Below are 12,388 nucleotides of genomic sequence, written 5' to 3'. Positions count from 1 at the left end.
ATGGCGTTCACCGACCCGTTCATCCGTCGCCCGGTGCTGGCTTGCGTGGTCAGCCTGCTGATCCTGCTGCTGGGCCTGCAGGCCTGGAACAAGCTGCAGATCCGCCAGTACCCGCAGATGGAAAACGCCCTGATCACCGTGACCACCGCCTACCCCGGGGCCAACGCCGAGACCATCCAGGGCTACATCACCCAGCCGCTGCAGCAGAGCCTGGCCAGCGCCGACGGTATCGACTACATGACCTCGGTAAGCCGGCAGAACTTCTCGGTGATCACCGTCTATGCACGCATCGGCGCCGACAGCGACCGCTTGTTCACCCAGTTGCTGGCCAAGGCCAACGAGGTGCGCAACAAACTGCCCCAGGACTCCGAGGACCCGGTGCTGAGCAAGGAGGCGGCCGACGCCTCGGCGCTGATGTACATCAGCTTCTACAGCAACGAGATGAGCAACCCGCAGATCACCGACTACCTGTCGCGGGTGATCCAGCCCAAGCTGGCCACCCTGCCGGGCATGGCCGAAGCCGAGATCCTCGGCAACCAGCTGTTCGCCATGCGCATCTGGATCGACCCGGTGAAGCTCGCCGGTTTCGGCTTGTCGGCGGTGGACGTGACCAACGCCGTGCGCCGCTACAACTTCCTCTCCGCCGCCGGCGAGGTGAAGGGCGAATACGTGGTCACCAGCATCAACGCGACCACCGAGCTCAAGTCCGCCGAGGCCTTCGCCGCCCTGCCGGTCAAGACCGACGGCGACAGCCGGGTGTTGCTAGGCGATGTGGCGCGCATCGAAATGGGCGCGGAAAACTACGACACGGTCAGCTCGTTCGACGGCACGCCGTCGGTGTACATCGGCATCAAGGCCACCCCGGCGGCCAACCCGCTGGAGGTGATCAAGGAGGTGCGGCGCATCATGCCGCAGCTCGAGGAGGAGCTGCCGTCGAGCCTGAAGGTGTCCATTGCCTACGACGCCACGCTGTTCATCCAGGCTTCGATCGACGAGGTGATCAAGACCCTCGGCGAGGCGGTGCTGATCGTCATCGTCGTGGTGTTCCTGTTCCTCGGCGCCCTGCGCTCGGTGGTGATCCCGGTGGTGACCATCCCACTGTCGATGATCGGGGTGCTGTTCTTCATGCAGATGATGGGCTACTCGCTGAATCTGCTGACGCTGCTGGCCATGGTGCTGGCCATCGGCCTGGTGGTGGATGACGCCATCGTCGTGGTGGAGAACATCCACCGCCATATCGAGGAAGGCAAGACGCCGACCGAGGCAGCCCTGGAAGGCGCCCGCGAAATCGCCCTGCCGGTAGTGTCGATGACCATCACCCTGGCGGCGGTGTACGCGCCGATCGGTTTTCTCACCGGGCTGACCGGCGCCCTGTTCAAGGAGTTCGCCCTGACCCTGGCCGGCGCGGTGGTGATTTCCGGGGTCGTGGCCCTGACGTTGTCGCCGATGATGTGCGCGCTGCTGCTGCGCCACGAGCAGAACCCCAGCGGCCTGGCCCATCGCCTGGACCTGATCTTCGACAGCCTCAAGGTGCGCTACCAGCGCCTGCTGCACGGCACCCTGGACAGCCGTCCGGTGGTGCTGGTGTTCGCCGTGCTGATCCTGTGCCTGATTCCGCTGCTGCTGATGTTCACCCGCAACGAACTGGCGCCGGACGAGGACCAGGGGGTGATCTTCATGATGAGCAGCTCGCCGCAGACCGCCAACCTCGATTACCTCAACGCCTATACCGATGAGTTCACCCCGTTGTTCAAGCGTTTTCCAGAGTACTACTCGTCGTTCCAGATCAACGGTTTCAATGGTGTGCAGAGCGGCATCGGTGGCTTCCTGCTCAAGCCGTGGAACGAGCGCGAGCGCACGCAGATGCAGCTGCTGCCGCTGGTGCAGGCCGAGCTCGAGCAGATCGGCGGTCTGCAGATCTTCGGCTTCAACCTGCCCTCGCTGCCCGGCACCGGCGAGGGGCTGCCGTTCCAGTTCGTGATCAATACCGCCGGCGACTATCCGGCGCTGCTGGATGTGGCCCAGCGGGTCAAGGAGCGCGCCCAGGCCTCGGGCAAGTTCGCCTTCCTCGACATCGACCTGGCGTTCGACAAGCCCGAGGTGGTGGTCGATATCGAGCGGGCCAAGGCGGCGCAGATGGGGGTGTCGATGGATGTCCTGGGCGGCACCCTGGCAACCTTGCTGGGCGAGGCGGAAATCAACCGTTTCACCCTGGAAGGCCGCAGCTACAAGGTCATCGCCCAGGTCGAGCGTCCCTACCGCGCCGATCCTGGTTGGCTGAACAGCTATTACGTGAAGAACGACCAGAACCAGTTGCTGCCGCTGTCGACGCTCATCACGCTCAGCGATCGCGCCCGGCCACGCCAGCTCAACCAGTTCCAGCAATTGAACTCGGCAATCATCCAGGGGGTTCCGTTGGTGAGCATGGGCGAGGCGCTGGACACGGTGCGCGCCATCGTCCGGGAGGAAGCGCCGGAGGGCTTCTCGATGGACTATGCCGGCACGGCGCGGCAGTTCGTCCAGGAGGGTAGCGCGTTGTGGGCGACCTTTGGCCTGGCGCTGGCGATGATCTTTCTGGTGCTGGCGGCGCAGTTCGAGAGTTTCCGGGATCCGCTGGTGATTCTGGTGACCGTGCCGCTGTCCATCTGCGGGGCGTTGTTACCGCTGTTCCTTGGGGTTTCGAGCATGAACATCTACACGCAAGTGGGGTTGGTGACCTTGATCGGGCTGATCACCAAGCATGGGATTCTGATCGTCGAGTTTGCCAACCAGCTGCGCGATGAACGTGGGCTTGGGGTTCGCGAGGCCATCGAAGAGGCCGCCGCGATTCGCCTGCGGCCGGTGCTGATGACCACCGCGGCCATGGTGTTCGGCATGGTGCCGCTAATTCTGGCCAGCGGGGCTGGGGCGGTCAGCCGGTTCGATATCGGGATCGTGATAGCCACGGGGATGTCGGTTGGGACTTTGTTCACGTTGTTTGTGTTGCCCTGTATTTATACCGTTTTGGCGCATAGAGGGGGGCGGGTTGGGGTGGGGGTTGTTAAGGAAGGTTGACGGTTCTGGTTCTGGTTCTGGTTCTGGTTCTGGTTCTGGTTCTGGTTCTGGTTCTGGTTCTGGTTCTGGTTCTGGTTCTGGTTCTGGTTCTGGTTCTGGTTCTGGTTCTGGTTCTGGTTTCAGAGTGATTGTTTTGATTTTTTTATGCGCATTCATTGGCGATGGTGACGCACAGTCACCTTTCCGCCCTTACGGCGGGTCACTTTTTGTCAAACGCGACAAAAAGTAACCAAAAAACGCTGCGCTCCATCATCCGGCCCCTACGCTGCGCTCCGGGGTTCCCTCGCTCCGTTCTTGCTCCCGGGAGGACCGCGCTGAACGCCCCATCCTGGGGCGCAGCGCTTGACGGGCATCCATGCCCGTCACCTCCCTCCGCAAGAACTCCACTCGGCCTCCTGAAGTCGCAATTGGCGGCGCCTGGACTATCGCGCGCTTAGAAGCAAGAGCAAGAGCAGAAACTTTAAATTAGCTCTTGGCAGTTATTTATATATTGGTTGTTCTGGCCCGGCCCTTTCGCGGGTAAACCCGCTCCCACAGGAGAGTGGTGGGAGTTGAAAGCATGCATAACGCTGTGGGAGCGGGTTTACCCGCGAATACGGACTTGAGATCACACACCTGCAACTAGCGTCAGCTGCGCCAGCCCAGTCGCCGCCTGTAACTTCGCGACTTCAGGAGGCCGAACGCAGGACTTGCGGAGGGAGGTGACGGGCATGGATGCCCGTCAAGCGCTGCGGCCCAGGATGGGCCGTTCAGCGCGGTCCTCCCGGGAGCAAGGCCGGAGTGAGGGAACCCGGAGCGAAGCGTAGGGCCGGATGAATGGAGCGCAGCGTTTTTTGGTTACTTTTTGTCGCGTTTGACAAAAAGTGACCCGCCGTAAGGGCGGAAAGGTGACTATGCGTCGACATCGCAAATGAATGCGCATACAACTTTCAAAACAAACCCACAAACCAACAAACCAACAAACCAACAAACCACAGAATGCAAAAACGCCAGAAGTTCATCTATAAACCCCTGGCGCCCGAAAACCAGACCAGACATCAACCAAACGGCCGCAGCCCCTGCTTCATCCCAAACAGAAACAACAAAAGATCATGATCCGGCTCAGCCCGCGCCACCTGCCCAGGTTTCACCTCACGAGGCGCAGCACACACCCCACCGACCTCAGCCTTGCTGAACACCGTTGGCCTAGGCTGCTCCCAGGCCGCCGCCGCCGCGGTCGTGACCGCCAACGCCGCCACCAGGAACAAAGCTCGAGCGATTTCTAGTTTCATTGCTCTAACCCTTTGACAGCGCTGCCAAACGCCATTTGGTAAAAGTAGAGCAAAGTCTGCCATTCCGCGTCGTTGAACGACGAATGGCGCCGCAACTGACGCAGGTCGTTGTACGCCGCTCGCTGGCAACGAATACGTCGCCGGCACTTCTCCAGATCCAGCAACGCAACCTCGGCCCGGGCCTGCTCACCCTCGCCGATCACCTTGACGAACACGTGCTTGCCATACAGACAGCCGTGCTGCCAATGCCCCAGGTGCATGCGCGCCAGGTTGTCGGCCAGGTCCTTGAGCATGCGCTCGTGCACCACCTGCGCATAGCGTTCGCGGGCACCTCCGGCGTGCCAGGTGTCCAGGTCGACGAACCCATCCAGCGCCTCGCTCACCAGTAGCGCACGCCACTGGTGATCGTCGTCACGCTCGGCACCGGCATAGACGATGCGCGGTACCCGCACCCCGAGCTGCTCGAAACTGTGCAGGGCATCGAGCTCACGCAGCACCGTCGGCCGCCCGAACGGATGCAGCAGGCTGCGATAGATATGCCCAACCTGGCGCTTGGCATATAGCAAGTGGCCGTCGGCGTCGCTCAGCCGCTGCACGCCACTTTCACCGCCACGCCGTTGGTTGGGCTCTTCGACCCACTCCCCCTGCTGCTGCCAGTAATACGCGAACTGGCTGGACTCTTTCTGGGCTACCGCCATCAATCTCTACCCCTTGCGCAATACATACACTCGCCACATGGCATAGAACGGCAGGAAGTCGAGACGTTCCTGGATTCTGAAACCAGCCGAGGTAAATTCTTCTTCTACTGTAGCCGCCGGTAACACGAAGCGGTTCTGGTAGCTGTCCTGCTTCGTTCTGGTGCTGCGTCGCGCCTCGAGTTTCTTGCGCCGCCACGCCTTGAAATTGCCATCCACCCACAGCGAGAGAATCACGCTGTCTCGGCTAACACGTTGAAATTCCGAAAGAATCGTTTTGCGATGAGCCGGATCGCCGATGTGGTGGAACAACCGCATGCAAAAAATGCTGTCCACCGCGTTGTCCGGCAGGTCGATCGCAAAGGCGGAAGTCTGCAAAGGGCGTACCCGCGCCACCACCTCTGGCGGTTGTGCCACACAGGCTGTCTCGATCATCGCGGCCGAGTTGTCGGCGCCGATGATCACGCGATTGGCCTTCTCCGCCAGCAGCGGCCAGAAACGCCCGGCGCCACATGGCAGGTCGAGCACCAGCCCCGGTTCCCCGGCCAACGCCAGTGCGCGCCGCGCCAACTGCTCGTCACGCTGGTGGGAAAGACGACGGGCCAGGCCATCCTGGTGCTTGAGGAAGTACTCACGGGCATGGTCCCGGTCGTATTTTTCCGAGAACTCAAGTTTGATGGGGCTACGCATTGGGCATCTCCTGACTCGATGCGCCCACCTTAGGCAGGTGAGCGTTGGTTTCAGGTCATGCCCATGTGAAAAATCTGTCAGCACACACGCCAGGTGTTACAGAAAGTTAACCCGGATCCAATACTTCCTGCGCCACCTTGGTGCCCTGGCTCAGATCCACCTGGAAGCGGCAACCATGGGGCAGCGTCGCCGTCAGGGTCACGCGCCAGCCCTGGTCGTCGCAGATTCGCTGCACCAGCGACAGGCCAAGCCCCAGCCCTTCCCCGCGGCGCTCGTCGCCACGCACGAAAGGCCGGAACATCGCCTCGCGCTGCTCCTCCGGAATACCCACGCCGCTGTCTTCGACACAGAAACCCGTGGGCTCCAGACTCAGGCGAATGTAACCCGTATCGGTGTAGTGCGCAGCATTGCGCAGCAGGTTGCCCATGACCGACTGCAGGAAAGTGGCGTTGTACAGTACCGGGCTGGCGCTGACCCGACCATCGTAGTAAAGCGTCAGGCCCTTCTGTTCGATGGTGTCGCGCCATACGCCGATCAGGTCGTCGCCCACCTCGCGCAAGGTCGCGCGCGACGCGATGGCGCCTTCGTCATGCTGGGCACGAGCAAGCATCAGGAAGGTCTTCACCAGCTCACGCATCTCCTCGGTCGCTCGGGCGATGCGCTCGACCTGACTGCGCGAGCGGGTGTCGAGGTTGGGGTTCTCCATCAACAGCTCACAGGACGTGGCCAGCACCATCAACGGCGTACGCAGTTCATGACTGACGTCACTGGTGAACAAGCGCTCACGGGTCAGGGCGTCACGCAGACGCCCAAGGGTGTCGTCGAAGGCCACGGCCAGCTGGCCGACTTCGTCCGCGGCGTAGTCCGGCGCCAGCGGCGGCGCCAGGCCCAGCAACTGATCGCGGTGGCGCACCTGCCGTGCCAGGCGGATAACCGGCGCCATCACCCGCCGAGCCAGCAGCCAGCCGAGAATCACGGCGAGCGCCAGGCTGAGCACGAAGCCCACCACCACCACGGCGAACAGTACCCGCTCGCGCTCCTCGAAATCGCTCTGGTCCTGCAGCAGCACATAGCGCCGGCCATCGACGATCTCGACCATGGCGTGGTACGAAAGCTGGTCGCGGAACACTTCGTGGAACCCCGCATCCAGATGGCGCAGGTCCTTGGGCAGTTCGAAGTCGTCGCGCCCGCCACTGAAATAGAACAGCTGGTCCGGGCGCGGCCGATGGCTCCAGTCGCTGACGCTGTCCATGCGCAGCAGGCGCTGCAGGTCGCCCCCCAGCACCGAGGAAATCAGCCGCTCCTCCACCAGGTGGACGGTGGCGACGATGCCGAAGGCGAAAGCCCCGGCGACCAGCGCGCTCATCAGTGCAAAGGCGATGATGATGCGCTGGGCAAGACTTTGCCTAAACTCCATCGCGGCCCTCGGCGAGGCGATAGCCGACGCCATGGACGGTATGCAGCAGCGGTTTGTCGAAGGGTTTGTCGATCACCTGGCGCAACTGGTGGACATGGCTGCGCAGACTGTCGCTGTCCGGGCAGTCATCGCCCCACAGCGCTTCTTCCAGTACTTCTCGGCGCAGCACATGGGGGCTCTTCTGCATCAGCACGGCGAGCAGTTTGAGGCCGACCGGATTGAGCTTGAGCAGGCGACCCTGGCGGGTGACCTCGAGGGTATCCAGGTCGTAGCTCAGGTCGGCGACCTGCAGCGCGCGTCGACCACCGCCCTGGGCACGACGCAGCACCGCCTCGATGCGCGCGGCCAGCTCGGACAGGGCGAATGGCTTGAGCAGGTAATCATCGGCCCCGGAGCGGAAGCCTTGCAGGCGGTCATCCAGCTGGTCGCGGGCGGTGAGCATGATCACCGGCGTGTCGCGACGCGCGTCCTCGCGCAGGCGCTTGCACAGCGTGTAGCCGTCGATGCCGGGGAGCATGATGTCGAGCACGATCAGGTCATAGTGCTCGGTAGCGGCCAGATGCAGGCCGGACAGGCCATCCTGGGCACAATCGACGGTGTAGCCTTTCATGCCGAGGTAGTCGGCCAGGTTGGCAAGGATATCGCGGTTGTCTTCAACCAAAAGAATGCGCATGGGGTCTCCTGTGCGGCGCTTCGCCGGGCGCGGCAGGCGCAGCTTACGGCCAATGCCCGCATGGTGCCATGCCCTGGGCCGAAATCACCGAACTTGACAGTTTTTTCACTGATCATTCACGCACACAGGATAGCGGGCACCTGACAATGCACGGTCTTTTCCATCCTCTGGAGTCACCATGCAGGCATCCGTCCGCCCTCGCCCGATCAATCCGTGGCTGTATCTGGGCATCCCTTTCGTCACCGCAGCGGCATTGCTCCTGCTCGAATGGACGTCGCTGGACATGGATGTGGCCAACCTGTTCTACGACCCGGCTGCCGGCCAGTTCATCGGTCGCCACAGCTACCTGCTGGAGACCATCCTGCATGACCGGGTCAAGCAGGGCGTGATCGTCTTCGGGCTGCTGGCCGTGGTCGGTTTCGTCCTGAGTTTCTTCTGGAAACGGCTGGTGGGCTGGCGCCGCGAGCTGGGTTGCCTGGTGTTGGCGCTGGGGCTGTCGACTGCCTTCGTCACGCCGCTGAAGAAAGTGACCCAGGTGCAATGCCCGTGGAGCCTCGCCCAGTTCGGCGGCAAGGAGACCTACAGCAAGCTGCTGGAGGCGCGCCCTGCCACCGACAAGCCCGGACTGTGCTGGCCGGGTGGGCACGCCGCGACCGGGTTCTGCCTGTTCGGCCTGTTCTTCATGCTGCGCGACCGCCGTCCGCGCCTGGCACGGGTGGCGCTGGCGGTGGCCTTCGTGGCCGGTTCGGTGCTGTCGGTCGGACGGATGATGCAGGGCGCGCACTTCCTGTCGCACAACGTGTGGACGGCGGTGTTCTGCTGGCTGATCGGGCTGGGGTCGTACTACCTGATCCTGTACCGGCGTGGCCTCGTGGAAGTGCCAGCCGTCGAGCGCAACGTCGCCTGATTCGCGGGTAAACCCGCTCCCACAGGGATCGCGCCATACCTGTGGGAGCGGGCTTGCCCGCGAAGAGGCCGGTACAGAAAAACGAAAAGCCCCGGTTCTCGCGAACCGGGGCTTTTCCTGGTACAGGGGGTAAGGCTGGCTTACATCATGCCGCCCATGCCACCCATGCCGCCCATGTCAGGCATGCCAGCAGCTGGCTTGTCTTCCGGCAGGTCGGCGACCATGGCTTCGGTGGTGATCATCAGACCGCCGATCGAAGCAGCAGCTTGCAGGGCCGAACGGGTGACCTTGGCTGGGTCCAGGATACCCATCTCGATCATGTCGCCGTATACGCCGGTAGCAGCGTTGTAGCCGTAGTTGCCCGAACCTTTCTTGACGTTGTCGGCGACAACGCTTGGCTCGTCGCCGGCGTTGGCGGTGATCTGGCGCAGCGGCGCTTCGACCGAGCGGCGCAGCAGGGCGATACCGACGTTCTGGTCTTCGTTGTCGCCTTTCAGGTCGCCGATGGCAGCCAGGGCGCGAACCAGGGCAACACCACCGCCAGGCACCACGCCTTCTTCGACGGCTGCACGGGTAGCGTGCAGGGCGTCTTCGACGCGGGCTTTCTTCTCTTTCATTTCAACTTCGGTACCGGCACCGACCTTGATCACGGCAACACCGCCAGCCAGCTTGGCCAGGCGCTCTTGCAGCTTCTCACGGTCGTAGTCCGAGGAAGTCTCTTCGATCTGGGCACGGATCTGCTTGACGCGTGCTTCGATGTCGGCGTCCGAACCGGCGCCGTCGATGATGGTGGTGTTTTCCTTGGACAGGATGACGCGCTTGGCGTTACCCAGGTGCTCCAGGGTGGTGGTTTCCAGGGTCAGGCCGATTTCCTCGGAGATGACCTGGCCGCCGGTCAGGGTGGCGATGTCCTGCAGCATGGCCTTGCGGCGGTCGCCGAAGCCAGGTGCCTTGACCGCGGCGACCTTGACGATGCCACGCATGTTGTTGACCACCAGGGTGGCCAGGGCTTCGCCTTCGACGTCTTCGGCGACGATCAGCAGCGGACGGCCAGCCTTGGCGACAGCTTCCAGCACTGGCAGCAGCTCGCGGATGTTGGAGATCTTCTTGTCGACCAGCAGCAGCAGCGGGCCTTCCAGCTCGGCAACCATGGTGTCCGGCTTGTTGACGAAGTACGGCGACAGGTAACCACGGTCGAACTGCATGCCCTCTACGACGGACAGTTCGTTTTCCAGGCCCGAGCCTTCCTCGACGGTGATCACGCCTTCTTTACCGACCTTTTCCATGGCTTCGGCGATGATTTCACCGATGGAGGTGTCGGAGTTGGCGGAGATGGTGCCTACCTGGGCAATGGCCTTGGAGTCGGCGCATGGCTTGGACAGGTTCTTCAGCTCGACGACGATGGCGGCGGTGGCCTTGTCGATGCCGCGCTTCAGATCCATCGGGTTCATGCCGGCAGCGACGGCTTTCAGGCCTTCGTTGACGATGGCCTGGGCCAGGACGGTGGCGGTGGTGGTGCCGTCACCGGCAGCATCGTTGGCCTTGGAAGCAACTTCCTTGACCAGCTGGGCGCCCATGTTCTCGAAGGCGTCCTTGAGCTCGATCTCTTTGGCGACGGAAACGCCGTCCTTGGTGATGGTCGGAGCGCCGAAGCTCTTGGCCAGGACTACGTTGCGACCTTTCGGGCCGAGGGTGGCCTTGACGGCGTCAGCCAGAACGTTGACACCAACCAGCATTTTCTTACGAGCGGAATCGCCGAATTTTACGTCTTTAGCAGCCATGATCGTTTAATCCTTGGAAATCTTTGGAGTAACGGGAAGTCGGGGAAATCAGCCTTCGATGACGGCGAGGATTTCGTTCTCGGCCATGACCAGCAGGTCTTCACCATCGACTTTCACGGTGTTGCTGCCCGAGTAAGGGCCGAAAACCACTTTGTCACCCACTTTCACGGCCAGCGCGCGCACTTCGCCATTGTCCAGGATGCGACCGGTGCCGACGGCGACGACTTCACCGCGGTTTGGTTTTTCAGCGGCCGAACCCGGCAGGACGATACCGCCAGCGGTTTTCGATTCTTCTTCGCTGCGACGGATGACGACGCGGTCATGCAGAGGACGAAGCTTCATTGTCGATCTCTCCCAAATTGTGGTTTTCATCGGCCGGTGTCAGCACCGGCAGGTTGATGCGGTCCGGCGTTGCCGGTCAGGGCCCGCAAGGGGCGAACCCTGTGTGTCATGTCCGGTGAACTCACCGGAAACCTTGCGGTGACCACTACATGAGGCCGCCTTGTTCGATTACAAGGCTTTGAAAGGAAATTTTTTCACTTCATTTCAACGAGCGAGTGACGTTACTTGTCGCGACGCTCGTACTCGCCTTCGATCACATTGGGGCGCTGGCCGCCATCACGCGGCTGCGCCTGGAACGGGTCATCCCGGAACGCCCGCTGGCGCATGGCCTGTTCCTCGGCGCGGCGGCGCAACCGGCCGGCCACCAGGCGACGGGTGAACGGCAGCAGGCACAGCACGCCCAGCACATCGCTGATGAAGCCAGGCAGCAGCAGCAGGCCGCCACCGACGGTGAGCATCAGACCCTGGAACATGTCCTCGGCGGGCAGCTCGCCGCGCTGCAGGCTCTCACGGGCACGCAGGGCGGTGGCCAGGCCGGCCACGCGCATCACCAGCACACCCAGGGCGGAGCCGGCGATGATCAGCAGCAGCGCCGGGAAGAAACCGATGGCGGCGCTGACCTTGACGAAGACGAACAGCTCCAGCACCGGAAAAAGCAGTAACAGCAATAGAAAAGCACGCATCAAGGATTCCTCGACGGAAGAGAATCTTCCTGTAAGACCATCAGATGGATGCCTCGACGCCTGTTTTCAACCCTCGACGCTCTGCGCAACCGGCCACTGGTCTGTGCGAGCAAGCAAAACCAAGGCTTCGCGGACTTGTGTCGGCGTGTTGCAAGTGCTCGGGAAGGCCAGCCAGTACACCCCCTGGCCGATACGCAGGTGCATGCCTTCGCTGTCGATGCCGACCATTTCGGCCGGCGCTGCGCGCGGCAGGTCGGTCAGCTCGACGTAATGAGCGATGGCGTTGGCGTGATCGCTGTTCATGTGCTCGATCATGCTGGCCTCGGCCTTGCCGGCAAAGGGGTTGGCCAGGGTCACCTGATCGAGCCAGTGGATCGCGCCGAAGCCGCCGATGTAGCGGTGGCGTACCGGCTCCAGCACCCAGAAATCGAAGTCGTGGGCCTTGTGGTAGTTCGCCGATTCGGGGAAGTAGCGGTAGTAGCGGGCCGCAGCGGCTTCGATGGCGGCTTCGTCGGTCAGCTTGCGCGCCTCGGCCATCACCGTCAGGCGGCCGACCGCCTGGACGTCCTCGGCGTCGCGCTCGCCCACCAGCAGCGAACACTTGGCGTCCTTCTGCAGGTTATGGGTGTGCTGGGCGATGCGGCTGATGAGGATCAGCGGATGGCCCTCGGCATCCAGGCAGTAAGGCACCACCGACCCGAAGGGATAGCCGGGCATGGACTTGGAGTGGGTCGAGAGGACGCCACGGTACTCCTTGAGCAGCAGTTCCCGGGCGGGGCGAAGGGCGTTGGTACTCACTGAATAGGCTCCTGGCGGCGGACTGGATGGGTGACAAGATAAGCATTATCACCCTGCCCTGCCACTGGGTCTGCTGC

11 protein-coding genes are annotated in these 12,388 nt (G+C 62.6%); 2 read left to right on the top strand and 9 right to left on the bottom strand.

What is annotated here, in order from left to right; genetic code table 11:
* Entirely contained in the window at positions 1-3,054 is a 3,054-nt protein-coding gene (locus ACYUME_RS05195) for a multidrug efflux RND transporter permease subunit (protein ID WP_460418236.1), read from the top strand.
* A gap of 1,037 nt (positions 3,055-4,091) precedes the next feature.
* Here the strand turns inward: ACYUME_RS05195 and ACYUME_RS05190 are convergent.
* The 5 genes from ACYUME_RS05190 to colR all read right to left on the bottom strand — a co-directional run bounded on the left by ACYUME_RS05190 (position 4,092) and on the right by colR (position 7,800).
* Positions 4,092-4,325 (bottom strand): hypothetical protein, encoded by a 234-nt coding sequence (locus ACYUME_RS05190; RefSeq protein ID WP_279887202.1) that lies wholly within the window; start codon positions 4,323-4,325, stop codon positions 4,092-4,094.
* Positions 4,322-5,023 carry a lipopolysaccharide kinase InaA family protein gene (locus ACYUME_RS05185; protein ID WP_460418235.1) on the bottom strand — a complete coding sequence of 234 codons (702 nt, stop codon included), beginning with the start codon at positions 5,021-5,023 and terminating at the stop codon, positions 4,322-4,324. Before ACYUME_RS05185 ends, ACYUME_RS05190 begins: the two co-directional genes overlap by 4 nt.
* Positions 5,024-5,029: 6 nt before the next feature.
* A complete protein-coding gene (locus ACYUME_RS05180) occupies positions 5,030-5,710 on the bottom strand; it encodes a class I SAM-dependent methyltransferase (protein ID WP_460418234.1) in 681 nt (226 codons plus the stop codon).
* Between the two features lie 106 nt (positions 5,711-5,816).
* Positions 5,817-7,127 (bottom strand): sensor histidine kinase, encoded by a 1,311-nt coding sequence (locus ACYUME_RS05175; RefSeq protein WP_279887196.1) that lies wholly within the window; start codon positions 7,125-7,127, stop codon positions 5,817-5,819.
* Positions 7,117-7,800: a two-component system response regulator ColR gene (gene colR / locus ACYUME_RS05170; protein ID WP_279805076.1), complete on the bottom strand. Its 684-nt coding sequence runs from the start codon at positions 7,798-7,800 to the stop codon at positions 7,117-7,119. The genes ACYUME_RS05175 and colR overlap by 11 nt, the downstream gene beginning before the upstream one ends.
* A gap of 178 nt (positions 7,801-7,978) precedes the next feature.
* Between colR and ACYUME_RS05165 the strand changes: the two genes are divergently transcribed.
* Positions 7,979-8,707, top strand: coding sequence for a phosphatase PAP2 family protein (locus ACYUME_RS05165; RefSeq protein WP_460418233.1), 729 nt, complete (start codon positions 7,979-7,981; stop codon positions 8,705-8,707).
* A gap of 140 nt (positions 8,708-8,847) precedes the next feature.
* Here ACYUME_RS05165 and groL read toward each other — a convergent pair whose 3' ends face one another.
* The 4 genes from groL to ACYUME_RS05145 form a co-directional block, all read right to left on the bottom strand.
* A complete protein-coding gene (gene groL / locus ACYUME_RS05160) occupies positions 8,848-10,488 on the bottom strand; it encodes a chaperonin GroEL (RefSeq protein ID WP_279887192.1) in 1,641 nt (546 codons plus the stop codon).
* Between the two features lie 48 nt (positions 10,489-10,536).
* Complete coding sequence (locus ACYUME_RS05155; RefSeq protein WP_003260750.1) at positions 10,537-10,830, bottom strand: co-chaperone GroES; 294 nt, start codon at positions 10,828-10,830, stop codon at positions 10,537-10,539.
* A 221-nt stretch (positions 10,831-11,051) separates the two neighbouring features.
* Positions 11,052-11,513 carry an FxsA family protein gene (locus tag ACYUME_RS05150; RefSeq protein ID WP_279887191.1) on the bottom strand — a complete coding sequence of 154 codons (462 nt, stop codon included), beginning with the start codon at positions 11,511-11,513 and terminating at the stop codon, positions 11,052-11,054.
* A 66-nt stretch (positions 11,514-11,579) separates the two neighbouring features.
* The gene (locus ACYUME_RS05145; protein ID WP_279887190.1) at positions 11,580-12,311 is read right to left on the bottom strand and encodes a HugZ family pyridoxamine 5'-phosphate oxidase; all 732 of its coding nucleotides are present in this window, start codon (positions 12,309-12,311) and stop codon (positions 11,580-11,582) included.
* Positions 12,312-12,388 lie beyond the last annotated feature (77 nt).

Source organism: Pseudomonas sp. microsymbiont 2, from assembly GCF_054788395.1.
Note: the sequence above shows the minus strand (reverse complement) of the source record. Positions and strands in the feature narration are given on the sequence as shown.

Coding starts and splice junctions, on each gene's coding strand:
- ACYUME_RS05195 (WP_460418236.1), top strand. CDS start 1: ATGGCGTTCACCGACCCGTTCATCCGTCGCCCGGTGCTGGCTTGCGTG.
- ACYUME_RS05180 (WP_460418234.1), bottom strand. CDS start 5,710: ATGCGTAGCCCCATCAAACTTGAGTTCTCGGAAAAATACGACCGGGAC.
- groL (WP_279887192.1), bottom strand. CDS start 10,488: ATGGCTGCTAAAGACGTAAAATTCGGCGATTCCGCTCGTAAGAAAATG.
- ACYUME_RS05165 (WP_460418233.1), top strand. CDS start 7,979: ATGCAGGCATCCGTCCGCCCTCGCCCGATCAATCCGTGGCTGTATCTG.
- ACYUME_RS05150 (WP_279887191.1), bottom strand. CDS start 11,513: ATGCGTGCTTTTCTATTGCTGTTACTGCTTTTTCCGGTGCTGGAGCTG.
- ACYUME_RS05155 (WP_003260750.1), bottom strand. CDS start 10,830: ATGAAGCTTCGTCCTCTGCATGACCGCGTCGTCATCCGTCGCAGCGAA.
- colR (WP_279805076.1), bottom strand. CDS start 7,800: ATGCGCATTCTTTTGGTTGAAGACAACCGCGATATCCTTGCCAACCTG.
- ACYUME_RS05185 (WP_460418235.1), bottom strand. CDS start 5,023: ATGGCGGTAGCCCAGAAAGAGTCCAGCCAGTTCGCGTATTACTGGCAG.
- ACYUME_RS05190 (WP_279887202.1), bottom strand. CDS start 4,325: ATGAAACTAGAAATCGCTCGAGCTTTGTTCCTGGTGGCGGCGTTGGCG.
- ACYUME_RS05175 (WP_279887196.1), bottom strand. CDS start 7,127: ATGGAGTTTAGGCAAAGTCTTGCCCAGCGCATCATCATCGCCTTTGCA.